This is a genomic window from Streptomyces melanogenes, assembly GCF_014649795.1.
GTDB lineage: Bacteria > Actinomycetota > Actinomycetes > Streptomycetales > Streptomycetaceae > Streptomyces > Streptomyces noboritoensis.
Genome location: NZ_BMTS01000035.1, coordinates 1 through 23,822 on the forward strand (window position 1 = coordinate 1; position 23,822 = coordinate 23,822).

Genomic DNA, 23,822 nt, shown 5'->3' on the forward strand with positions numbered 1-23,822 from the left:
CGGGCAACGGCAAGGGGCAGATCTTCGTGAAGGGTGAGGTCATCAAGACCGTGCCCGAGTCGAAGATCGTCGAGACGCTGATCGAGGAGGCGATGAAGATCGCCGAGCAGATGGAGAAGGACGGCGTGACGTCGGGCGAGCCGCAGGTGTCTGTGGCGGGTTGATCCCCCACCCCGCCCCTTCCCGAAACTCTCCGAGGGGTGTCGTTCGTCTGCGGACCGTGGATGGCTGGCCGCGCAGTTCCCCGCGCCCCTGAGATGCGCCCCTTCGGGGCGCCCCAGGGGATTGCCGCGGAGCGGCATTTTTAGGGGCGCGGGGAACTGCGCGAGCAACCCGCCACCGGCCCGCAGACGAGCACCGGGCAAGCCGCGTCGGCGCGTCGCCGGGTACAGTGCGGAGATCAGCAGACCGTATGGTGAGGCCCCTCGTGTTGACGCAGACCACCACCCGGGTCCTCGAACCCGGTGACCTCGGCGCGGCGCTCGCCGTCATGGAGAGCGATCCGGTCGCCAACGCCTTCGTGGCCTCGCGCGTGCAGGTCGCCGGCCTCGACCCGTGGCGGCTCGGCGGCGAGATGTGGGGCTGGTACGCCGACGGCAAGCTGCGCTCGCTCTGCTACTCCGGCGCCAACCTCGTCCCCATCTGCGCCACCCCCGAAGCCGTCCGCGCCTTCGCGGACCGCGCCCGCCGCACCGGCCGCCGCTGCTCCTCCATCGTCGGCCCGGCCGAGCCGACCGCCCTGCTCTGGAAGCTCCTGGAGCCGCACTGGGGCCCGGCCCGCGACGTCCGTCCGCACCAGCCGCTGATGGTCACCGAGCGGATGCCCGACGACCTGGCCCCCGACCCGTACGTACGCCGGATCCGCAAGGACGAGATGGACGTGATCATGCCCGCGTGCGTGGCCATGTTCACCGAGGAGGTCGGCGTCTCCCCGATGGCGGGCGACGGCGGGCTGCTCTACCAGGCGCGCGTCGCCGAACTCGTCGGCGCCGGGCGCTCGTTCGCCCGCGTCGAGGACGGCAAGGTCGTCTTCAAGGCCGAGATCGGCGCGGCCACCTCGCGCGCCTGCCAGATCCAGGGCGTCTGGGTCGCCCCCGAGCACCGGGGCCAGGGCCTGTCCGTCACCGGCATGGCCGCCGTCCTGCGCTACGCCCTCGCCGACGTCGCCCCCGTCGTCAGCCTCTACGTGAACGACTTCAACACGGCGGCACGCGCCTGCTACCGCCGGGTCGGCTTCCGTGAGACGGGGGCTTTCATGAGCGTGCTCTTCTGACAGTAGGGTGCGGCCATGGCACCTTCCTTTGGAGCCGGTCCCCGGACGCCCGAGGTGACGGTCGGACCGCTCGACCTCGCCGCCCGCGTGGACGAGGCCCTCGCCGTGCAGGCGGTCGCCTTCGGGCTCAGCGCGGAGGAGGTCGGCGTGCGCCGCCACATCGTGCTGCGCCACCTCGCCTGCCCCGGCGCGCGCGCCCTGGGCGCCACCACCCCCGACGGAAGCCTCGTCGGCTTCGTGTACGGGATGCCCAATGACCGCGCGCACTGGTGGTCCACGGTCGTCGAACCGTATCTGCGCCACAACGGCACCGACGCCTGGCTCGACGACTCCTTCGTGATCACCGAGCTCCACGTCCACCCCTCCCACCAGGGCCGGGGCGTCGGCCGCGAGCTCATCACCCGGATCACCGACAGCGCGGCCGAGCCGAGGTCGATCCTCTCCGCGATCGACACGGAGAGCCCGGCGCGGGCGCTGTACCGCGCGCTGGGGTATCTGGACCTCGCGGGCCAGGTCCACTTCCCGAGCGCGCCACGGCCGTACGCCGTGATGGGCGCGCATCTGCCGCTGCGGCGGCCGTGAGCCCGTAAACCGATTTCCACGCGCGCGTGGCGCGCGGATAACCTCCTGACACCACCCGTGTACGTACAGGAGAGATCCCCATGGCAGCCGCCCAGGTCCAGCGCATGTCCCGTCTGATGGTCAAGACACTGCGCGACGACCCGGCGGACGCGGAGACGCTCAGCCACAAGCTGCTGGTGCGGGCCGGATACGTACGGCGCAACGCGGCCGGGATCTGGACCTGGCTGCCGCTCGGCAAGAAGGTCCTCGACAACATCTCGAACATCGTGCGCGAGGAGATGGACGCGATCGGCGCCCAGGAGGTGCTGCTCCCGGCCCTGCTGCCCAAGGAGGCGTACGAGGCGAGCGGGCGCTGGGAGGAGTACGGCGACCTGCTGTTCCGGCTCAAGGACCGCAAGGGCGCGGACTATCTGCTCGGGCCCACCCACGAGGAGATCTTCACCCAGACCGTCAAGGACCAGTGCACGTCCTACAAGGACCTGCCGGTGATGCTCTACCAGATCCAGACCAAGTACCGCGACGAGGCGCGGCCCCGGTCGGGCGTGCTGCGCGGGCGCGAGTTCCAGATGAAGGACTCGTACTCGTTCGACACCACGGACGAGGGCCTGGCCGAGTCGTACGCGCTGCACCGCGAGGCGTACCGGAAGATCTTCGCGCGCCTCGGGCTCGACTACCGGATCGTTTCGGCGGTGTCGGGGGCGATGGGCGGTTCGGCGTCGGAGGAGTTCCTGGCTCCGGCCGCCGCCGGTGAGGACACGTTCGTGGACTGCCCGGCGTGCGAGTACGCGGCCAACACGGAGGCGGTGACGTTCGTGGCCGAGGCCGTGGACGCGTCCGGGGTCGGGCCCGTGGAGGAGCTGGACACGCCGGACACCCCGACGATCGAGTCGCTGGCGGCCCACCTGGGCGTGCCGGCCTCCGCGACCCTCAAGAACCTGCTGGTCAAGGTGGACGGCGAGATCGTGGCGGTCGGCGTGCCGGGGAACCGCGAGGTGGACCTGGGCAAGCTGGGCGAGCACCTGGCGCCGGCGGTCGTCGAGCTGGTCACCGCCGAGGACTTCGTGGACCGGCCCGATCTCGTACGCGGGTACGTCGGCCCGCAGGGCCTGGAGAAGGTCCGCTACATCGCCGACCCCCGGGTCGCGCCGGGGACGGCGTGGGTGACGGGTGCGAACCGTGCGGACACGCACGCGCGCAACGTGGTGTGCGGGCGGGACTTCTCGGTCGACGACTACCTCGACGTGGTCGTCGTCGAGGAGGGCGACCCGTGCCCCGCGTGCGGCGCGGGCCTCCGGCTCGACCGAGCGATCGAGATCGGGCACATCTTCCAGCTGGGGCGGAAGTACGCGGACACGTTCCAGCTCGACGTCCTGGGGCAGCAGGGCAAGCCGGTGCGGGTGACGATGGGCTCGTACGGGATCGGCATCTCGCGGGCCGTGGCCGCGCTGGCCGAGCAGACGGCCGACGCGGCCGGGCTGTGCTGGCCCGCCGAGGTCGCCCCGGCGGACGTCCACGTCGTCGCGGCGGGCAAGGCGCTGCAGATCGAGGTGGCGCTGGATGTGGCGGCGCAGCTGGCCGCGGCGGGGCTGCGGGTGCTGGTGGACGACCGGTCGGGGGTGTCGCCGGGGGTCAAGTTCACGGATGCGGAGCTGCTGGGCGTGCCGAAGATTCTTGTCGCGGGGCGGCGGGCCGGGGAGGGCGTGCTGGAGCTCAAGGACCGGCGGACGGGGGAGCGGGAGGAGCTGTCTGTGGCGGAAGCGGTCGCTCGTCTGCGGGGTTGAGCCCCCACCCCGCCCCTTCCCTAAACCCTCCGGGGGTGGAGGTGGCGCTCCCGGGGGCTGCGCCCCCGGACCCCGGGGTCTGCGTTCGTCTGCGGGCCGTCCCCAACTGGTCGCGCAGTTCCCCGCGCCCCTTAGATGCCGCTGCGCGGCAATCCCCTGGGGGCGCCCCGCAGGGGCGCATCTCAGGGGCGCGGGGAACTGCGCGACCAGCCCGCCACCCACCCGCAGACGAAGCTGCCCGCCCCTACAACCAGCCCGCGAACTCCAGCAGCAGTTCTGACTCCTGGGTGCGGCCCGCCGTTCGGGCGCGTAGGCCGGACTCCACCGCGCGGAACAGGGTCCAGCCGTGCAGTCGCGCCGGGTCGACATCCAGCGCGTCCGCCAGTTTGTTCACCCGGCGGCGGGCCAGCGCCGCGCCGCTCGGGGCCGCGATGAGGTCCTCGACGCGGTCGCGGACCAGGCGGGCCAGGTCGTAGGCCCGTTCGCCCACCAGGGGCTCTGGGCCGACCGTCAGCCACGGCGAGCGCCCGCCCGAAAGCACCTTGCTCTGGCGGAAGTTGCCGTGGAGGAGGAACTCCTCCGACGGTGACATCGTCAACTCGGACCGCGCCGCCAGCGCCGCCTCCGCCAGTGGGGCCACGTCCTCCGGCAACTCGCCCCTCATCGCCGCCGCCTGACGCTCCGTCCGTTCCGCCACCGACTCGAAACCGTGCGACACCGGCGGCTCCACCCACAGGCGGCGCAGCGTTCCCGCCGCCTCCAGGAGCGCCTTCGCCTCCGGGAGCGAGCGCAACGACACCTCGGGGTGCAGGCGTTCCAGCAAGAGGGAGTCGGAAGGGGAAGCGTCGAGGAACTGGGTCGCGCCCCAGCCCTTCCAGTGGGTCAGGGCCGCTCTCTCCAGCTCCGGCCGCGCCTCCGCAGGAGCCAGCTTCAGCGCCGCCGGGGTGCCGTCCGGGCAGCGGACGAGGAGGACCAGGGAGCTGCGGCCCCCGGGCGCCTGCACCCGGTCCACCGTCAGGTCGCGCTCCGCGACCGCCGCCTCGGCCAGGGCGGGCAGCTGCCCCAGCCAGCGTGCCGCGACGTCGTCCCCGTACGTCTCGCCGAGCGCGCGTACCAGCCGCTCAGGCGGTTCGAAAGCCATGCGTGCGTTGTCCCTTGGTCGGCTAACCGGTCGGGCCCGGACGTTCGGCGAGCCCCGGAAAGGCTACGCTGCCGCCCCGCCACCTCCCCGCCCGCACCGCCGCCTCCCGCAGCGCGGCCGCCGCCTCCCGGCGCAGCGGGCCCTCGGCCGCCCGGACCAGATCGGAGTAGACCCCCGCCACCCGGTCCTCCAGCTCGGCCGCCAGCCGCACCGCGGCCGCCGCGTCCGGCACCGGGAACGGCAGCGCGTACGCCGGCGCGGAGGCGACCGGCGCGCCGCCCAGGTCGCGCACGGTCCGGGTGAGCGCGTCACGGCGCGCGCGGTGGGCCGCGTAAGCCTCCCGGGCCTCCGCCCCGCGCGGCTCGGCGACCCGGCCGCCGAGCACCCCGTACCCGTACACCGCCGCGTGCTCCGCCGCGAGCGCGGCCTGCGCCGCTTCCAGCGCCGACATCAGCTGCCCTCCCGCCGGGTCAGCAGATACGCGTGGACCGCGCCCGCCGCCGCGACCGAGGCCAGCAGCCGGGCGAGCTCGGGGGGCGCCTCGGCGAGCGCCGCCGTGTGGGCATCCGAGGTCTGGCGGGCCGTCGCGGCCAGTGCGCGCAGCGCCTCGGCGGGGTCGTCGGGGATGGGGGACGGCGGCGGGGAGGCGAGGCGCGCGGGGGCCGCCGCCAGCGCCGTCGCGTGCTGAGCCGCCTCCTCACGCAGGGGCGCGAGCCGCTCCCGTACCGCCGGATGGCGCAGCGCGACCGCCTCGTACCGGTCGCGCAGCGCGGCGCTCGCCGCCGCGGTGCGCAGCCGCAGGGCGGCCTCGGCCCGGGCCGCGCGGGCCCGCTCCGCCGCGCCGCCGTCGGTCTGCCGCGACGGGCCGTCCGAGCAGGCGGCGAGCAGTCCGGCGGCGGCCGCGCCGGTCGCCGCGAGGGCGGCTCTGCGAGAGGTCGGCGTCCTGGTAGCGGGCACGTCTGTCTCCCCTGTGGGCTCCGGGCCCGGGGGCCGCCAAGTGATCACCGCAGGCGAGCGTACCCGCGCCCCGCTCCGGGTGGACGGCAACACCCCCCGGGACCGGATACCCTTTGACCTGACGGCGCAGACGTATGCCGTACGCGACGATCCCACAACAGCACACGCGGCCGAGGAGTCACCCGGATGAGCACGACCCAGAGCGAGAGGCTGCGCGGACTGCTGGAACCGCTCGTCAGCGCGAAGGATCTCGATCTCGAGGAGATCGAGGTGTCCCGGGCCGGCCGCCGCCGCATGCTGCGCATCGTCGTCGACTCCGACGAGGGCGTGGAGCTGGACACCTGTGCCGAGCTGAGCCGGGCCGTCTCCGACGCGCTCGACGAGAGCGACGTCATGGGTGACGAGGAGTACGTCCTCGAAGTCACCTCCCCCGGTGCCGAGCGCCCGCTCTCCGAGCTGCGCCACTACGTGCGCGCCATCGGGCGGCTCGCCCGGTTCACCCTCGCCGAGGGCGGCGAGCTGGTCGCGCGGATCCTGGGCGCCGACGAGGACGGGCTGGACCTGGAAGTGCCGGGCGTGAAGGGCCGCAAGGCCACCGCCCGCCGGATCGCGTACGCCGACATCGCCAAGGCGCGTGTCGAAATCGAGTTCAACCGCAAGGACAAGAAGGAAGAGGAGGCGTAGCCATGGACATCGACATGAGTGCCCTGCGGGGTTTGGTACGGGAGAAGGAGATCTCCTTCGACCTGCTGGTCGAGGCCATCGAGTCGGCCCTCCTCATCGCCTACCACCGCACCGAGGGAAGCTTCCGCCGCGCGCGCGTCAAGCTCGACCGCGAGAACGGCCATGTGACCGTGTGGGCGAAGGAAGACCCGGCCGACCTGGAAGAGGGCCAGGAGGCCAAGGAATTCGACGACACCCCGACCGGCTTCGGCCGGATCGCCGCCACCACCGCCAAGCAGGTCATCCTGCAGCGGCTGCGCGACGCCGAGGACGACATCACCTTCGGTGAGTTCGCCGGGCGCGAGGGCGACGTGATCACCGGTGTCGTGCAGCAGGGCAAGGACCCGAAGAACGTCCTGGTCGACATCGGCAAGATGGAGGCCATGCTCCCCGTGCAGGAGCAGGTCCCGGGCGAGGAGTACACCCACGGACTGCGCCTTCGTACGTACGTCGTACGGGTGGCGAAGGGCGTGCGAGGTCCCTCGGTGACGCTCTCGCGCACCCACCCCAATCTGGTGAAGAAGCTCTTCGCCCTGGAGGTGCCGGAGATCGCGGACGGCTCGGTGGAGATCTCCGCTATCGCCCGTGAGGCCGGTCACCGTACGAAGATCGCGGTGCGCTCGACCCGCAGCGGTCTGAACGCCAAGGGCGCCTGCATCGGCCCGATGGGCGGCCGGGTGCGCAACGTCATGGCCGAGCTGCACGGCGAGAAGATCGACATCGTCGACTGGTCGGACGACCCGGCCGAGATGGTGGCCAACGCGCTCTCCCCGGCCCGGGTCTCCCGGGTCGAGGTGGTCGACCTCGCGGCCCGCTCCGCGCGGGTGACCGTGCCCGACTACCAGCTCTCGCTCGCCATCGGCAAGGAGGGCCAGAACGCCCGGCTCGCCGCGCGGCTCACCGGCTGGCGCATCGACATCCGGCCGGACACGGAGCAGCCCTCCGAGCAGGACTGAACAGACGGCCACGGGGTCCGGGAATAGCACCGGGCCCCGTGGCTGTTGCCGTCATGGCGATCTTTTAGGACAACGGCCGTTCGATTTTTGCCCCAAAGGGGTGAGGTCGGTACGGGGAGGTAGACTTAAACGTGTCTGGCCGGACGCATGCCCGCGCATGCCCTGAGCGCACCTGTGTGGGGTGCCGGGAGCGAGCGGCCAAGACCGATTTGCTGCGCATCGTGGAGGTCGAGGGCGCTTGCGTCCCCGATCCTCGCGGTACGCTGCCCGGCCGGGGTGCGTACGTTCACCCCGCCTCGCTCTGTCTCGACCTGGCGGTCCGCCGCCGGGCACTCTCCCGGGCCTTCAAGGTCAAGGAGCCGCTGGACAGCGAGGCCGTGCGTCAGCACGTCGAGCAGGCAGCACCGTAAGAAGAAGTACGGCACGGAACACCGTGCGGTCAGGTACCTCGCGAGTTGGAAGTAGGTCGAGATTGCGATGAGCACTCGATGAGTACGCGATGAGTACGCCCATGAAGTAGCGACGGTCCGGCGGTAACCCGGACCTAAAAGGAGCGAAGTGGCTAAGGTCCGGGTATACGAACTCGCCAAGGAGTTCGGGGTTGAGAGCAAGGTCGTCATGGCCAAGCTCCAAGAACTCGGTGAATTCGTCCGTTCGGCGTCCTCGACGATCGAGGCGCCGGTTGTACGCAAGCTGACCGACGCTTTGCAGGGGCCCGGTGGCAACGCCGGCAAGTCCGCTGCCAAGCCGAGCGCGCCCCGCAAGGCGACGCCTGCCAAGCCCGCCGCGCCCTCCCCGGCGCAGGCGGCACGTCCCGCTGCCCCCAAGCCCGGCGCCCCGGCCCCCAAGCCGGCCGCCGCCGAGGCCCCCAAGAGCAGCACCCCGTCCACGGCGCCGGCTCCCGGCCCGCGTCCGGGTCCCAAGCCCGCGCCGGCCAAGCCCGCCCCGGCGGCTCCGGTCCCCGCGGCCGAGTTCTCGGCTCCGGCGGCTCCGGCCGCCCCCGCGCCGCAGCAGGCCCCGCGTCCCGCGGGTGCCACCCCCGGCCCGCGTCCGGCCGCCCGTCCCGCCGCCTCCGGCGGTCAGGGTGAGCGCCAGGGCGAGCGTCAGGGCGGCCAGGGTGCCCGTCCCGGCGGCGCTCCGCGTCCCGCCGCGGGCGAGCGTGCCCCGCGTCCGGGCGGTGCCCGTCCCGCGGGTCCGCGTCCCGGCAACAACCCCTTCACCTCGGGTGGCTCCACCGGCATGGCGCGCCCCCAGGCGCCCCGTCCCGGTGGCGGCGCCCCGCGTCCCGGCGGCGCCGGTGCCCCCGGTGGCGCCCCGCGTCCGCAGGGCGGTCCCGGTGGCGCTCCGCGTCCCCAGGGCCAGGGTGCTCCCCGTCCGACCCCCGGCGGTATGCCCCGTCCGCAGGGCGGCGCCCCGCGTCCGGGCGGCGCTCCGGGCGGTAACCGTCCGAACCCCGGCATGATGCCGCAGCGTCCCGCTGCGGGCCCGCGTCCCGGCGGCGGCCCCGGTGGCCGTGGTCCCGGTGGCCCCGGTGGCCGTCCGGGCGGCGCCGGCCGTCCTGCGGGCGGCGGCTTCGCCGGCCGTCCGGCCGGTCCCGGCGGCGGCGGTCGTCCCGGTGGCGGCGGTGGCTTCGGCGGCCGTCCCGGCGGTGGCGGCGGCGCTCCCGGTGGTGGCGGCGGCTTCGGCGGCGGTCGTCCCGGCTTCGCCGGTCGTCCCGGCGGCCCCGGTGGCCGTGGCGGCACGCAGGGTGCCTTCGGCCGTCCCGGCGGGCCCGCCCGTCGCGGTCGCAAGTCGAAGCGTCAGAGGCGCCAGGAGTACGAGGCCATGCAGGCCCCGTCGGTCGGCGGCGTGATGCTGCCCCGCGGCAACGGCGAGACCGTTCGCCTGTCGCGCGGTGCGTCCCTCACCGACTTCGCGGAGAAGATCAACGCCAACCCGGCGTCGCTGGTCGCGGTCATGATGAACCTCGGCGAGATGGTCACTGCCACGCAGTCCGTCTCCGACGAGACCCTCCAGCTCCTCGCGGGCGAGATGAACTACCAGGTTCAGATCGTCAGCCCGGAGGAGGAGGACCGCGAGCTGCTCGAGTCCTTCGACATCGAGTTCGGCGAGGACGAGGGCGGCGAGGAGTACCTCGTGGCGCGTCCGCCGGTCGTCACCGTCATGGGTCACGTCGACCACGGAAAGACCCGACTGCTCGACGCGATCCGCAAGACGAACGTCGTGGCGGGCGAGGCCGGTGGCATCACCCAGCACATCGGTGCCTACCAGGTCGCGACCGAGGTCAACGGTGAGGACCGCAAGATCACCTTCATCGACACCCCGGGTCACGAGGCATTCACCGCCATGCGTGCCCGTGGTGCCAAGTCGACCGACATCGCGATCCTCGTGGTGGCGGCCAACGACGGTGTGATGCCCCAGACGATCGAGGCGCTCAACCACGCCAAGGCGGCCGACGTGCCGATCGTGGTCGCGGTCAACAAGATCGACGTCGAGGGTGCGGACCCGGTCAAGGTCCGCGGTCAGCTGACCGAGTTCGGTCTGGTGGCCGAGGAGTACGGCGGCGACACCATGTTCGTCGACATCTCCGCCAAGCAGGGGCTGCACATCGACTCCCTGCTCGAGGCCGTCGTCCTCACCGCCGACGCCTCGCTCGACCTGCGGGCCAACCCGGAGCAGGACGCGCAGGGCATCGCGATCGAGGCCCACCTCGACCGCGGCCGCGGCGCCGTCGCCACCGTCCTCGTCCAGCGCGGTACCCTCCGCGTCGGCGACACGATGGTCGCCGGTGACGCCTACGGCCGAGTCCGCGCCATGCTCGACGACAAGGGCGAGAACGTGGAAGAGGCGGGTCCGTCGACTCCGGTCCTCGTCCTCGGTCTCACCAACGTCCCGGGCGCGGGCGACAACTTCCTGGTGGTCGACGAGGACCGTACGGCCCGTCAGATCGCCGAGAAGCGCGCCGCCCGCGAGCGCAACGCCGCGTTCGCCAAGCGCACCCGCCGGGTGTCCCTCGAGGACCTCGACAAGGTGCTCAAGGCCGGTCTGGTCCAGGACCTCAACATCATCATCAAGGGCGACGCGTCCGGTGCTGTCGAGGCCCTCGAGTCCTCGCTGCTCCAGCTCGACGTCGGTGAAGAGGTCGACATCCGCATCCTGCACCGCGGTGTGGGTGCGGTCACCGAGTCCGACATCGACCTGGCGATGGGCTCCGACGCCATCGTCATCGGCTACAACGTCCGTGCGGCCGGCCGTGCCGCGCAGATGGCGGAGCGCGAGGGCGTCGACGTCCGGTACTACTCGGTGATCTACCAGGCCATCGAGGAGATCGAGGCGGCCCTCAAGGGCATGCTCAAGCCGGAGTACGAGGAGGTCGAGCTCGGCACCGCGGAGATCCGCGAGGTCTTCCGCTCGTCCAAGCTCGGCAACATCGCGGGTGTGCTCATCCGCTCCGGCGAGGTCAAGCGGAACACGAAGGCCCGCCTCCTCCGGGACGGCAAGGTCATCGCGGAGAACCTCAACATCGAGGGTCTGCGCCGCTTCAAGGACGACGTCACCGAGATCCGCGAAGGCTTCGAGGGCGGTATCAACCTCGGAAACTTCAACGACATCAAGATCGACGACGTCATCGCGACGTACGAGATGCGCGAGAAGCCGCGCGGCTGATCGTCGTATCGAGTCGAGGCCGGTCGGCGGAGCTAATTCCGTCGATCGGCCTCGGCCGTTGCGTGTACGGTTCTGGTGTCCCCGCCAAGTTGTTGGCGGGGCCATCTACCCCGGACCGGCGGGATATCCGGACACCTATGTATGTGGGGACGCTGTCCTTCGACCTGCTCCTCGGCGACGTACGGTCGCTGAAGGAAAAACGCTCCGTCGTCCGGCCGATCGTCGCCGAACTCCAGCGCAAGTACGCGGTGAGCGCGGCGGAAGTCGGTGACCAGGACCTCCATCGAAGGGCCGAGATCGGCCTGGCGGTGGTCTCCGGCGACACGGGGCACCTCACAGACGTACTCGACCGGTGCGAGCGCATGGTCGCCGCCCGGCCCGAGGTGGAGCTGCTGTCGGTGCGACGCAGGCTCCACAGTGACGAAGACTGAAAACTGAGCTTGAGCAAGGCAAAGAAGGAGAAGGACCAGTGGCCGACAACGCGCGGGCGAAGAAGCTGGCGGACCTCATCCGGGAGGTGGTCGCCCAGAAGCTGCAGCGCGGCATCAAGGACCCGCGCCTCGGTACGCACGTGACCATCACGGACACCAGGGTCACCGGCGACCTGCGGGAGGCCACGGTCTTCTACACGGTCTACGGCGACGACGAGGACCGGGCCAGCGCGGCCGCCGGACTGGAGAGCGCCAAGGGCATCCTGCGCTCCGCGGTCGGCTCCGCCGCCGGCACCAAGTTCACGCCGACCCTGACGTTCGTGGCGGACGCCCTCCCGGAGAACGCCAAGACGATCGAGGACCTCCTCGACAAGGCGCGGGCCTCGGACGCCGCGGTGCGCGAGGTCTCCTCGGGCGCGAAGTACGCGGGCGACGCCGACCCGTACAAGAAGCCCGGTGACGAGGACGACGAGGGTACCGCCGCCGAATGAGCACCGTACAGAAGACGCCGGACGGCCTTGTCATCGTCGACAAGCCGTCCGGCTTCACTTCGCACGACGTCGTGGCCAAGATGCGCGGGATCGCCAAGACCCGCCGGGTCGGCCACGCGGGCACGCTCGACCCGATGGCCACGGGCGTGCTCGTCCTGGGCGTCGAGCGCGCCACCAAGCTGCTCGGGCACCTCGCCCTGACCGAGAAGGAGTACCTCGGTACGATCCGCCTCGGCCAGGACACCGTCACCGACGACGCCGAGGGCGAGATCACCTCGTCCACCGACGCCTCGAAGGTGACCCGCGAGGGCATCGACGCCGGTGTCGCGGCGCTGACCGGCGACATCATGCAGGTCCCGTCGAAGGTCTCGGCCATCAAGATCGACGGCAAGCGCTCCTACGCGCGCGTGCGCGGCGGCGAGGAGTTCGAGATCCCGGCCCGGCCGGTGACGGTCTCCTCGTTTCGCGTGTACGACGTGCGCGAGGCCGTGGCCGAGGACGGCACCCCCGTCGTCGACCTGGTCGTCTCGGTGGTCTGCTCGTCCGGTACGTACATCCGAGCCCTCGCCCGCGACCTGGGCGCCGGGCTCGGGGTCGGCGGTCATCTGACGGCGCTGCGGCGCACCCGGGTCGGGCCCTACGGCCTGGACGCGGCGCGCACGCTCGACCAGCTCCAGGAGGAGCTGACGGTGATGCCGGTCGCCGAGGCGGCGGCCGCCGCGTTCGCCCGCTGGGACGTGGACGAGCGACGCGCCGGGCTGCTCCTGAACGGGGTGCGCCTGGACATGCCCGAGGTGTACGGCGACGGCAAGCCCGTCGCCGTCTACGGGCCGGGCGAGCGGCTCCTCGCGCTCGTCGAGAGCCAGCGCGGCAAGGCGAAGAGCCTGGCGGTGTTCGGCTAGCCCCGAGGGGTGCGGCCGGGACTCGTCCCGGGCTTTCAAACGTGTGGCGGGCTCCTTGCGAGCCCGCCACAGGTGTTTTCACCCCTGCGTGCAGGCGCTCGTAGTGAAAGAGGGGTGCACAAGGGGGCGCTTTCGCCGCGCGTTCTTCTCGGGCGGATCATCCCAGAACTACCGTTTCGGACATGGGACGCGGGGACGGTGACGGGGGCCGGGAGACGCTGGTACGGATCTGCGATCTGGCGGGACGTACCCGGGGCACCGGATTCGTCGCCGACGACCGCGGCACCGTGGTCACCAGCCACGAGGCGGTGGACGGGCTCACCCGGGTGGTGCTGCACGCGCCCGGCGAGCGCACCTGCCTCGCCGAGGCCGACGCGGTCACCCCGCTGCCGGAGGCCGACCTCGCCCTGGTGCGCACCGAGGGGCTCGGGGTGCGGCCGTTGCCCGTCGCCGCCCGGGAGTCGGTCGCCGCGGGCACATACGTACGGATCGCCGCGCACGGCTGGCGCGAGGCGCGGGTGCTCGGCGAGTCGCCGGTCACCTACACCGCCACCGACCGCTTCCACCTCCTCGGCTCGGCCCTGGAGCTGGCGATCGGCACCGAGGGCGCCGACGCGCTGCGGCTCGGCGGGGAGGCCGCGGGCGGGCCGGTCCTGGACGCGGCGACCGGGGCGGTGCTCGGGGTGCTCGGCACCGCGCTGCACGCGGCGCACCGGGCGGCCGGGTTCGCGGTGCCGCTGCGGCCCGACGGGGGCCCGCTCGAAGAGCTGCTGCGGCGCAACGCGGCGACCGTTCCGGGGTACGGCGAGGACCTGAACCTGGCGGGCGCGCTCCAGCTCACCGCGACCTCGGTGGGCTCGGCCGGCGGGCCCGGGGTGCGCCAGGACCCGGTCGAACGGCGGCTCACCGTACGGCACTTCACGGACTTCGCGGCGGGCGAGGCCTGTGTGCTCGGCCTGGTCGGCGACCCCGGCACCGGCCGCACCACCGAGCTCGCCGCACTCGCCGCCCGCCGCGCCCGGGGCCCCGAGCCCGCCCCCACGGTGTGGCTGCGCGGCGCGGACCTGCGCGCGGGCGACGGCTCGGTGGCCGACGCGGTGGCGCGGGCGCTGCGGCAGGCGGGCCGGATCGTGGCGGCCGCGGGCGCCCCAGGCGACATGGAGTGTGCCACCCCCGAGCGGGTGGCGCGGCTGGCCTCGGACGCCGGGCGGCCGCTGCTCGTCCTGCTCGACGGGCCCGAGGAGATGCCGCCCGTGCTCGCCCACCGGCTGCCCGAGTGGACGGCGGGCACGGCGGAGTGGCTGCGCGCGGCCGGGGCGCGGCTCGTGGTCGCCTGCCGCCCCGAGCACTGGGAGCAGGCCGGGGCGCTCTTCCCGCCGGACGCGCTGCACCCGGCCGAGGCGTCCCGGCTGCCGCACGCCGTGCGGATCGGCGACCTCTCCCGCAAGGAGGCCGCCCGGGCTCGCGAGCGGTACGGCATCCCGGAGGGCGCCCTGGCCGACCGGGCCGGACGGCATCCGCTGACGCTGCGGCTGCTCGCCGAGGTGCGCGACGCGCTGCCGGGCGAGGTGCCGGGCCGCCCCGGCCGCGAGGACGTCTTCGCCGCGCATCTGGACCTGATGTGCCTGCGCATCGCGGTACGGCTGGCGGCCGCCCGGCGCCCCGCCCTGCGCGGCACGGCGGTGCGGCGGCTCGCCGCGCGGGTCTCGGGCCGGGTCCACGAGGCGGCCCGGCGCTGTCTGGGCCCGGGCCAGGGCGAGCTGGACCGGGAGAACTTCGAGGAGATCTTCCCCTGGCGCACCGGCTGGGCCTCCGCGGTCCTCACCGAGGGGCTGCTGGTCCCGGCGGGCTCCGGCTACCGCTTCGCGCACGAGGAGCTGGCCGACTGGCTCCAGGCTGCCCACCTCGACCTGGACGCTGCCCTGCACGCGCTGGTCCACCGCTGGTGCGAGGACGCCCCCGGCACCGCCGGCCGGGCCCCGGCCCGGCTGCCGTCCCGCCCGGGCACCAGCGGCCCGGCCGGGCGGAGCGAGGACGGGGCGGCGTACGTGCCGCCTCCGCCGGGGTCGCGCGCCGCCGCCGACGCGGACGAGGAAGCCGTCGGGCCGCCGCCCCTCGGCGTTCCCGACCAGCGCCGCCCGCCGCGCCGCGAGGACGGCAGGCGGGGGCGGCGGTTCCGGCCGGGGCCCGTGCCGCCCGCGCCCGGGGCGGAATCCGCGCCCGCCGAGGACGAGCCCCGCACCCTCCCGGTGCCCCGGCACCGCATCGGCCCCGTCCTCCAGGCCCTGCTGCTCCTGGACCGCGAGCACGGGGCCGACCGGCTCGCCCCGCACCTGGCGAAGGTGGTGGACGCGCTCGACCGGCTGGCGGCGGGCCCCGGCGCGGGCGAGCCGGATCGGACGGAGGACGCCCGTTGGTGGGCCGTCCATCTGCTCGGGCAGACGCTGCTGCGGGTGCCCGAGCCCCGTACGTACCTCTGTGTGCTGCGGCTGCTCGCCGACCGGATCAGCGAGCGGTCGGTGCGCGCGGGCGGGCCGGGACAGCTCGGTGGGCTGGGGGAGTTCGGGCCGTGGTTCTGGCAGCGGCTGCGGATCGGTGACGACCGCCGCATCGAGCTGATGCGGCGGCTGGTGCCCGCCGACGGGGCGCCGGGCGCGGCGCCTCAGTGGGAGCGCTATCTGGACGCCGTGGACCGGCGGCTCGCGGCCGAGCCCCGGAGCGTACAGCCGCTGCTGTGCCGGTGGTTCACCGACGAGCGGCCGCTGCCCGCGCCGCCGGGCAGCGAGATGCGCCCGACGGTGGCCGGGGCCGCGCAGGCCCTGCTGTACGCCCGCCGCTCGCTGGCCATCGACGACCTCACCGAGGCGCTGGTCGCCACCGCGCACGCCCGCGCCGACGAACTGCTTGCCGCGCTCGCCGAGGACGAGCCGTCCGCGCTCTGCCGGGCCGTGGACCGCTGGGCCCACGACGACCGGCCCGAACGCCGGGTGGCGGCCGCCGCGTACGGGCCGCGCGTCGCGCCGTACGTCACCACCGGCGCCGACCGCGACCTGCTGCGCTACGCCGCGCTCGCGCTGCTCGCCCGGTCCGCCGACACCCCGCTGCACGGCGCCGCACTCGGGCTGCTCATCCGGGATCCGCGCACCCGCGCCCGCTACCTCGACAAGACGCTCGCGCGGTACACGGGCGGCGATCCCCGGCTGCCCGCCGCAGCGCTCACCGCCGCCCTCACCACCCACCCCGAGCCGGTGCTCGCTGCCTTCCAGGCGCGCCTGGACCAGCCGGGCGACGGCGCGGCCGAGGTGCTGGGGGCGCTCGCCGAGATCAACACGCCCGCGCTCGCCCGCCGCGCGGCCGCCCTGGTCCGCGCCTATCTGGACCGCCACCCGGAGGGCGCGGTCCACGCCGCCGCCTTCGTGGAGCGGCGCCTGGAGTACGGACCGGCCGCGAGAGCCGTGCTGTTCCCGCTGGTCACGTCCGTACTGCGGGGTTGCTCGCCGCAGGTGCGGCGGGCGCTCGCGCCGGTGCTCGCCGCGCCCGGCAGCCGCACCTCGCGCCCGCTGCGGGCCGAGCTCCTGGACGTGCTCCTCGAATACGAGCGGTACGAGTCGCGGGACCCGGCGGTCCTGCACGCCCTGCTGCGGGCCGCGGCGCTAGGGGCCGAGGCGCGGCCCGAGGCGCGCACCCGCGACCTGGTCCACCGCACCGGGCTGCTCCTGGTGCGCACCCCCGAAGGCGCCTCCTGCTTCGACCGCCGGGTCGTCGAGCTGGCCAGGGAAGTACCGGAATTCGCCGTTCAGGTGGCGGGCTGGCTGGTCCAGGCGCCGCACGAGTGGTCGGCGGTGATCGGGCCGAGCGCCCGCCGCACGGTCGAGACGCTTGCGGTGCCCATGCCGATGCGGGCCGAGCCCGCCGGGCATGGCAGTCTTAGACCTGTGTGAGAGGCCTACTCTCACGTACACGGGTTCGGTTTTCGGGCGAGTTTCGGGCGAGGAGCGGTCACAGTGCAGCGCTGGCGTGGCTTGGAGGACATTCCCCAGGACTGGGGACGCAGCGTCGTCACCATCGGCTCCTACGACGGGGTGCACCGCGGGCATCAGGTGATCATCGGGCGGGCCGTGGAGCGCGCCCGCGAGCTGGGCATCCCGTCGGTCGTGGTGACCTTCGACCCGCACCCCAGCGAGGTCGTGCGCCCCGGCAGCCACCCGCCGCTGCTCGCCCCGCACCACCGGCGCGCCGAGCTGATGGCGGACCTGGGCGTGGACGCGCTGCTCATCCTCCCCTTCACCAGCGAGTTCTCGAAGCTGTCGCCGGCCGAGTTCGTGGTCAAGGCGCTCGTCGACAAGCTGCACGCGCGCGTGGTCGTCGAGGGCCCCAACTTCCGCTTCGGCCACAAGGCGGCCGGCAACGTGGAGTTCCTGGCCGAGCTGGGCGAGACGTACGACTACGAGGTGGACGTCATCGACCTCTTCGTCAGCGGCGAGGCGGGCGGCGGGCAGCCGTTCTCCTCGACCCTGACCCGGCGCCTGGTCGCCGAGGGCGATGTGGCGGGCGCGGCCGAGATCCTGGGCCGCCCGCACCGGGTCGAGGGCGTCGTGGTGCGCGGCGCGCAGCGCGGCCGCGAGCTGGGCTACCCGACGGCGAACGTGGAGACCCTGCCGCACACCGCGATCCCCGCGGACGGCGTGTACGCGGGCTGGCTCACCGCCGACGGCGAGCGGATGCCCGCCGCGATCTCGGTCGGCACCAACCCGCAGTTCGACGGCACCGAGCGCACGGTCGAGGCGTACGCGATCGACCGCGTCGGGCTCGATCTGTACGGGCTGCACGTCGCCGTCGACTTCCTCGCCTACGTACGCGGCCAGGAGAAGTTCGAGTCGATCGAGGCACTGCTGGAAGCGATCGCGCGCGACGTGAAGCGCTCGACGGAGCTGATCGAGGCGGACGAGGCGCGCGGCGCCTAGCACCGGTCAAACGCTGGTCAACCAGTGACCAGAAACCGCCCAAGACCTGGCATCCATTGACTATGGGTGAAGGTTTTGGGCGGTTTTCGTCGTATTGACGAACCGGAGCGGCGCATAAGTTGAGGCACGTGGCTGAACCCAATGTGTCCCGCATCCTCGGCATCGTCGGTGTCGACGCGGCCAAGGCCGCGCAACCCGGCGTCCCGCCGTACCACACACCGGTGTTCGTCCCGGCGCACCCGCGCTATCCGGCCCGGGGCGCCGCCCCGCGCGTCGACTTCGAGCTGCTGAGACCGCCCTCGGGACCGCCGGTCCCGGTCGCCTTCAGCACGCTGCCGGGGCTGGTCGACGCGCTCGGCCCGATGCAGCCCTGGATCGCCGTCTCCCTCGGCCCGTTCGCGGAGGCGATGCGCGAGGCCCGGCTGCCCAAGGTGCGCCTGGACCCGGACGTGGCGCCGGGCGGCCGCAGATGGCGGTCGGAGGACCTGGAGCGCACCTACGGAGAGAGCGGGGCAGGGGCATGAGCGCCGATGTGAAGGTCCTTCTGGCCGACCTCGACTCGATGGCGTCGACCTTCCACACGGAAGCCGGGATCTACCGGGGCATGCACGCCAACGTGAAGCCCGCGGTGGCCGGTTCCGGCGACCCCGGCTGCGACGCGGCGATCAAGTCGATGGCCGACCTGATCGCGGGCCTGCACGACAAGCTGGCGGACCGGCTGGACGACCACAGCGACAAGGTGAAGTACGCGCACGACTCGATGCAGCGCAACGACATCGACGTACACGGCCTCTTCGAGGACCTGATGTGAAGGGCACGCGGTGAGCGACAGCTGGGTGGGCGGGGACATCGGCGGCATACGCGCGATGGGCGACGCCTACAAGAACGCCAAGCACGACCTCGAATCGATCGTGAAGCCGCTGGGCACGGTCGTCGAGCAACTGGCCAAGGACGCGGCCTGGGAGGGCGAGGCGGCCGAGTCGTTCCGCGCCAAGTGGAGCGAGGACGCGCTGACGGCGGGCGGGTTCGCCGAGCTGGTCCACGCGACCGGAGAGATCCTCTGCACGCTGGCCGACCACCTCTCGGCCGCCGAGAGCGCGCTGCAGAACGCCGAGGACGTGGCCGTGAAGGCGGGCGTCCCGATGGGCCCCAAGGGCGTCCCCGGCCAGCTGATGACCAACAACCCGCCCCACCCCGACGAGCAGAAGGCGATCGACGGGCTCACCAACTACGCGGCCGTGCGCACGGACATCCTGCACGCGGCCCAGCAGGCCCGCCTGGACGCGGCCGAGGCGCTCGACAAGCTGTACCAGGAGGACACCTCCGAGGTGTCCAAGGGCGACAAGGTCACCATCGCCGACTATCTGCGCGGGCTGTACGCGTACGACTCCGAGCGCACCCGGGTCAAGGGGCACGATGCCGCCGACAAGCTGGACGACGCCAAGAAGGAAGCCGACGAGGCCAAGAAGGACCTGCGGGCCGAGCGCAAGGAGTGGCAGAAGCAGGGCAAGGCGCTGCCCAAGGACTCCCCGGCCCGGCTCGCCTACAAGGACGCGCTGACCAAGCTCGACGGCCTGGAGACCGACATCGCCCGCGCCGAGCACGGCAGTTCGGCGCTGCCGTACGACCACGCGCTCAATGTGAAGGTCGTGGACGCGGCGGACGCGCTGAAGCTGGGCAAGGGCCTGGAGAAGCTGCCGGACTTCCTCAAGGAGATCCCCGTCGTCGACATCGCGGCGGCCAGCGTCTGCGGCCTCCTGGAGGCGAAGGACGACCACGACAAGGGCTGGTCGTGGACCCACTCGGTGGTGGTGGACGGGGGCGCGGCACTGGGCGGACTCGCGGCGGGCGCGGGCGCGGTCGCCCTGGTGGCGAGTTCGGAGATCACCGTGCCCGTGGCGGTGGCCGCCGGAGTCGGCGGCCTGGTGATCATCGGGACGACCGATCTGCTCGACGAGGCGTTCCACGAGCACTGGAGCGAGGACATCCACGACCATGGCGTGGTCGGCGGCATCCTGCACGGCTCCGCGAACGTGGCGTCCGACACCTGGGGGGACGTCAAGCGGCTCGGCAGTGACGCCAAGGACGGAGCGAAGAAGGTGTGGCATGGCTTCACGGGCCTCTTCTGAGGGCGTGACTCCCGCGAAACTGCCGGTGGTCGGCACCACGTGGTATCGCCGGGGTCCGCGCTACTGGCTGCGGCGCGCCGGATTCGGCTTCGCCGCCCTGCTGACGGCGCTCCTCGTGTGCGCCGCCGCCGGCGCACTCTTCGACGGCCTGGTCTCCGGGCTCCCCGACGGCTGGCGCAAGGCCGGTTACGTCGTCGAAGGGGCGGCGGCCGTTGCCGGTCTGGCCTGGGGGTGGGTACGCGGGCGCCGCCAGATTCGCGAGCGGCTCGCTGACCCGCCGACGCCCGAGCAGAGTTGGGCGCGACAGCGAGAGGCCCGGCGAGGCGCGGCGAGTGGTGTCAGCGGCCGTGGCCTCATGTTGCTCATGCTGCCGCTGTTGCCCGCGGTGATGGCTTGGTGGCTGGGCACGATGTGTGCGGCCACGTTCGTACGGGAACTGCCGTCGGAGGTGGGCGCCCGGAGGGCGCTCCCGTAGGGGCGCGGGGCTGTGACATCTACGGCTCCGCCGCGATGGGGGTCCCCCCTGTTCGAGCGAAGCCGAGAACTTGGGGGAGCGACCAGCCACGCACGGTACGCGGCCGAAGGATCGGGTTCCAGGCCGAAGGGCCGTACCGTCATCGCGGCGGTACGGCCCTTCGACGTGCTGCCGACTCCTACTGCTGAGGCGGATGCTGCTGCCACCCCTGAGGAGGCTGCTGCCACCCCTGAGGAGGCTGCTGCCCCCCGTACGGCTGAGGCGGCTGCGGCGTATACGGCTGCGGCTGTGCCGGGAACGCCTGACCCGGGACGGGCTGGGGCTGACCGGGAACGGGCTGCGCTCCCGGCACCGGCTGCCCCGGCGCGGCGAACTGCCCCGGCATCGGCGGGGCCATGTGCGGCGGCGGGTTGACCCCGTCCCCCGTCCACAGGCCCTGCTGCTGCTGGGCGCGGACGAAGTCCTCGGCCACCAGCGCCGACAGGTGGAAGTACGCCTCGCGCGTCTTGGGCCGCATCATGTCGAGGTCGACCTCGGCGCCCGCCGCCAGGTGCTCGTCGAACGGGACCACCACGACCCCGCGGCAGCGCGTCTGGAAGTGCTGGACGATGTCGTCCACCTTGATCATCTTGCCGGTCTCGCGGACCCCGGAGATGACCGTGAGGGAGCGCTGGACGAGGTCGGCGTACCCGTGCGCGGAGAGCCAGTCCAGCGTCGTGGACGCGCTCGACGCGCCGTCGACGGACGGGGTGGAGATGATGATCAGCTGGTCCGCGAGGTCGAGCACGCCGCGCATCGCGGAGTACAGCAGACCCGTACCCGAGTCGGTGAGGATGATCGGGTACTGCTTGCCCAGGACGTCTATCGCCCGCCGGTAGTCCTCGTCGTTGAACGTCGTGGACACGGCCGGGTCGACGTCGTTGGCGATGATCTCCAGACCGGACGGCGCCTGCGAGGTGAACCGGCGGATGTCCATGTACGAGTTGAGGTACGGGATCGCCTGGACCAGGTCGCGGATGGTGGCCCCGGTCTCGCGGCGCACCCGGCGGCCGAGCGTGCCGGCGTCCGGGTTGGCGTCGATCGCCAGGATCTTGTCCTGCCGTTCGGTCGCCAGCGTCGCGCCGAGCGCCGTCGTGGTCGTCGTCTTGCCGACACCGCCCTTGAGGGAGATGACCGCGATCCGGTAGCACGACAGCACCGGCGTCCGGATGAGGTTGAGCTTCTGCTGCCGCTCGGCCTCCTCCTTCTTGCCGCCGAACTTGAAGCGCGAGGCGTTGCCCGGGTTGCGGCTGGACTTCGCCTTCTGCTTGTTGTTGCGCAGCAGCCGGTCGGAGGAGAGCTCCACGGCCGCGGTGTACCCGAGCGGCGCACCCGGCACGGACCGCTCGCGCTGGTCGTGCGCCACGGGGGAGGGCCACCCGGCCCCGCTCCGCGGATCCACGGGCCCGGCGGGCGGCTGAGCCTGCGGCTGCGGCTGCGCCGGGGGCTGGGCCTGCTGCTGGTGGGGTACGGGGGCGTGGGCGTTGGGCGTCCCCGGCTGGGGGAAGCCGTAGCCGCCGTGGGGGGCCTGCGGGGCCTGCGGTGCGGGCGGGGTTTGGGCGGGGGCCGGTGCGGGTGCCTGCGCCTGTGCCGGGGTCGGCTGCGGGAAGCCGTAACCGCCTTGGGGGGCGGGGGAGTTGGGGTCGGCGGCCGGGGTGCCCGGGTGCGGGAACGGGTGCGCGCCCTGGGGGGTGTTCGTGTCCGGGGCCGGGGTGCCGGGGGCGCCCTGTGTTCCCGGGTGCGGGAATCCGTACGCGCCCTGCGGGGTGGGGGCGTTGGGGGTGACCGTCGGGGTCGGGGCCGGGGCCGGGAAGTTCGGTGCGGCCTGTGCGGCCTGCGTGCCCGGCTGCGGGAACCCGTAACCGCCCTGCGGGGCAGGGGTGTGGGGGGCGGCGGCCGGAGTCGGTGTCGGGGCGTTCGGCGTGCCCGGGGGCGGGAAGCCGTAACCGCCCTGCGGGGCCGGAGCGTTGGGCTGGGGCAGCGGGAAGCTGCCCTGGCCCGTCGGGGGCGCGGGCTGCGGCGCCACCGGCTCGGCGCCGTGCGGCAGCGGCCACGCGGGCTGCCCGGTCTGCTGCGGCGCCGGTACGGGCCACTGCGGAGCCGGTGCGGGCGCGGCGGGCTGGTACGCGGGCGGCAACGGCGGCAGCCCCGGCTGCTGGGCCTGCGCGGCCCACGGCTGCTCGGCGGGGGTGCCCGGCGCGTCCTGCGGCACGGCGTCCTGGGGGGTCGCGTCCGCGACCGGGGGTACGGCGTCGGCGGGTGCGGTCACAGCGGCTGCCTGCGCCGCCACGGCGTCGACCGGCTCGGCGACCGGCGGCGCGGGGACGGGCTCGGCGGGTGCGGCGGGTGCGGCAGGCACGGCGTCGGCGGCCTCGGCCGTCACCGGCGCGGCGGTCACGTAGTCGCCCGACTCGTCGGGGCTGACGGAGTCGGCGGGCTCGGCGGCCACCTGGTCGGCGGGGGCCGGGGCGGCGTCGGCCGACTCGGCGGCGGGCGCCTCCGCAGGGGCGGGCGCGGCGTCGCTCGGCTCGGGCGCAGCGGCGGGCTCGGGCTCGTCCGAAGCCGCTTCGGCTTCCGGCGCGGTGCCCTCGGCGCTGTCCGGGCCGGAGGTCGGCTCGGCCTGGGCCGGAACGGCGGAGTCCTGCACGGCATCGGCCGCAGGCTCGTCCTTGACGGCCACGTCGACCGGCTCGTCGGCGGCGACCGGCGCGGGAGCAGCGGGGGCATCGGCGGCAGCGACCGGCGCATCCGCGCCCGCGCCCGCCTCGGAGTTGGCCTCCGCCTTCGCCGCGTCCGCCGCGGCCAGCCGCTCCGCGAGCTCCCGCTTCAGGGAGCCCGGCGAGAACCGCATCGTCGCGCCGCTCTCGACGTCCCCGCCGCCGAACGGCCGCGCCTCGGCGGGCGCGTCCTCGGCCGGGGCCGGGCCCGGCGGCGCGGGCGTGGTCGTCCAGTTCGGCTGGAAGCCGCCGCTGGAGGGCAGACCGGGCACGGCCACGGGCGGCCCGGCGGGCGGCGGGGGAGGCGGCGTCGCCGCGTCCGCGCTCGGCGCCGCGTTCTGCGTGTACCAGGCCGGCGGGGTGTAGTCGATGGTGAACTCACCCGTGGGCTCGGGATCGGCGTCGGACCGATTCTCGTCGCGCGCGTTCCCGCCGGTGCGGAACTGGTCCTGATCGCTGTTCACCGGATTCCTTTCGTTCGCAGGCCGTCCCAGCCTAATAGCCGACCACACCGCACCGGCAGGCCCGGCCACGTATGCGCTCGCCGCGGGAGGCGCGGTCGGTCCACCGCTGTCGGCCGACCGCGGGCCGCCGG

20 protein-coding genes and 1 pseudogene are annotated in these 23,822 nt (G+C 73.6%); 17 read left to right on the forward strand and 4 right to left on the reverse strand.

The features are described from left to right. The 4 genes and pseudogenes from IE252_RS38670 to IE252_RS38685 all read left to right on the forward strand — a co-directional run. Positions 1-164 (forward strand): annotated as a pseudogene (locus IE252_RS38670) (flavodoxin-dependent (E)-4-hydroxy-3-methylbut-2-enyl-diphosphate synthase); the annotation flags it as partial. A 266-nt stretch (positions 165-430) separates the two neighbouring features. Beyond that, positions 431-1,273, forward strand: a complete 843-nt coding sequence (locus tag IE252_RS38675; RefSeq protein ID WP_190094225.1) for a GNAT family N-acetyltransferase — start codon at positions 431-433, stop codon at positions 1,271-1,273. A 15-nt stretch (positions 1,274-1,288) separates the two neighbouring features. After that, positions 1,289-1,855 carry a GNAT family N-acetyltransferase gene (locus IE252_RS38680; protein WP_190094190.1) on the forward strand — a complete coding sequence of 189 codons (567 nt, stop codon included), beginning with the start codon at positions 1,289-1,291 and terminating at the stop codon, positions 1,853-1,855. 80 nt (positions 1,856-1,935) lie between these two features. After that, positions 1,936-3,636, forward strand: coding sequence for a proline--tRNA ligase (locus tag IE252_RS38685; RefSeq protein ID WP_190094191.1), 1,701 nt, complete (start codon positions 1,936-1,938; stop codon positions 3,634-3,636). Between the two features lie 244 nt (positions 3,637-3,880). Here the strand turns inward: IE252_RS38685 and IE252_RS38690 are convergent, their stop codons facing one another. The 3 genes from IE252_RS38690 to IE252_RS38700 are packed head-to-tail and all read right to left on the reverse strand — an operon-like array spanning position 3,881 to position 5,734. Then, complete coding sequence (locus IE252_RS38690) at positions 3,881-4,777, reverse strand: aminoglycoside phosphotransferase family protein (RefSeq protein ID WP_190094192.1); 897 nt, start codon at positions 4,775-4,777, stop codon at positions 3,881-3,883. A 22-nt stretch (positions 4,778-4,799) separates the two neighbouring features. Then, on the reverse strand, positions 4,800-5,228 hold the full coding sequence (locus IE252_RS38695) for a ferritin-like domain-containing protein (protein WP_190094193.1): 429 nt from the start codon (positions 5,226-5,228) through the stop codon (positions 4,800-4,802). Next, positions 5,228-5,734, reverse strand: a complete 507-nt coding sequence (locus tag IE252_RS38700; protein WP_190094194.1) for a hypothetical protein — start codon at positions 5,732-5,734, stop codon at positions 5,228-5,230. The genes IE252_RS38695 and IE252_RS38700 overlap by 1 nt, the downstream gene beginning before the upstream one ends. Positions 5,735-5,920: 186 nt before the next feature. On the opposite strand from IE252_RS38700, the gene rimP reads away from it, so the two are divergent. From rimP to IE252_RS38765, 13 genes are all read left to right on the forward strand, one after another. Continuing rightward, on the forward strand, positions 5,921-6,418 hold the full coding sequence (rimP, locus tag IE252_RS38705) for a ribosome maturation factor RimP (protein WP_190094195.1): 498 nt from the start codon (positions 5,921-5,923) through the stop codon (positions 6,416-6,418). Between the two features lie 2 nt (positions 6,419-6,420). Further along, positions 6,421-7,413, forward strand: a complete 993-nt coding sequence (gene nusA, locus IE252_RS38710; RefSeq protein WP_101390450.1) for a transcription termination factor NusA — start codon at positions 6,421-6,423, stop codon at positions 7,411-7,413. Between the two features lie 131 nt (positions 7,414-7,544). Then, positions 7,545-7,823: a YlxR family protein gene (locus tag IE252_RS38715; protein WP_190094196.1), complete on the forward strand. Its 279-nt coding sequence runs from the start codon at positions 7,545-7,547 to the stop codon at positions 7,821-7,823. 148 nt (positions 7,824-7,971) lie between these two features. Further along, positions 7,972-11,079: a translation initiation factor IF-2 gene (gene infB / locus IE252_RS38720; protein WP_190094197.1), complete on the forward strand. Its 3,108-nt coding sequence runs from the start codon at positions 7,972-7,974 to the stop codon at positions 11,077-11,079. A 137-nt stretch (positions 11,080-11,216) separates the two neighbouring features. Continuing rightward, on the forward strand, positions 11,217-11,510 hold the full coding sequence (locus IE252_RS38725; RefSeq protein WP_067164897.1) for a DUF503 domain-containing protein: 294 nt from the start codon (positions 11,217-11,219) through the stop codon (positions 11,508-11,510). 38 nt (positions 11,511-11,548) lie between these two features. After that, positions 11,549-12,001 carry a 30S ribosome-binding factor RbfA gene (gene rbfA / locus IE252_RS38730; protein WP_190094198.1) on the forward strand — a complete coding sequence of 151 codons (453 nt, stop codon included), beginning with the start codon at positions 11,549-11,551 and terminating at the stop codon, positions 11,999-12,001. After that, positions 11,998-12,903 (forward strand): tRNA pseudouridine(55) synthase TruB, encoded by a 906-nt coding sequence (truB, locus tag IE252_RS38735; protein ID WP_190094199.1) that lies wholly within the window; start codon positions 11,998-12,000, stop codon positions 12,901-12,903. The genes rbfA and truB overlap by 4 nt, the downstream gene beginning before the upstream one ends. A gap of 182 nt (positions 12,904-13,085) precedes the next feature. Then, the gene (locus IE252_RS38740) at positions 13,086-16,844 is read left to right on the forward strand and encodes a S1 family peptidase (protein ID WP_190094200.1); all 3,759 of its coding nucleotides are present in this window, start codon (positions 13,086-13,088) and stop codon (positions 16,842-16,844) included. A gap of 63 nt (positions 16,845-16,907) precedes the next feature. Beyond that, entirely contained in the window at positions 16,908-17,867 is a 960-nt protein-coding gene (locus IE252_RS38745) for a bifunctional riboflavin kinase/FAD synthetase (RefSeq protein WP_190094201.1), read from the forward strand. Positions 17,868-17,995: 128 nt separating this feature from the next. Beyond that, entirely contained in the window at positions 17,996-18,391 is a 396-nt protein-coding gene (locus IE252_RS38750) for an SAV_915 family protein (RefSeq protein WP_229849081.1), read from the forward strand. Further along, entirely contained in the window at positions 18,388-18,678 is a 291-nt protein-coding gene (locus tag IE252_RS38755; RefSeq protein WP_190094202.1) for a DUF6317 family protein, read from the forward strand. Before IE252_RS38750 ends, IE252_RS38755 begins: the two co-directional genes overlap by 4 nt. A gap of 10 nt (positions 18,679-18,688) precedes the next feature. Beyond that, positions 18,689-19,996 (forward strand): WXG100 family type VII secretion target, encoded by a 1,308-nt coding sequence (locus tag IE252_RS38760; RefSeq protein WP_190094203.1) that lies wholly within the window; start codon positions 18,689-18,691, stop codon positions 19,994-19,996. A gap of 4 nt (positions 19,997-20,000) precedes the next feature. Beyond that, complete coding sequence (locus tag IE252_RS38765) at positions 20,001-20,471, forward strand: hypothetical protein (protein WP_190094204.1); 471 nt, start codon at positions 20,001-20,003, stop codon at positions 20,469-20,471. Positions 20,472-20,649: 178 nt separating this feature from the next. On the opposite strand, the gene IE252_RS38770 is transcribed toward IE252_RS38765, so the two are convergent. Next, on the reverse strand, positions 20,650-23,691 hold the full coding sequence (locus IE252_RS38770; RefSeq protein WP_190094205.1) for an SCO5717 family growth-regulating ATPase: 3,042 nt from the start codon (positions 23,689-23,691) through the stop codon (positions 20,650-20,652). Positions 23,692-23,822 lie beyond the last annotated feature (131 nt).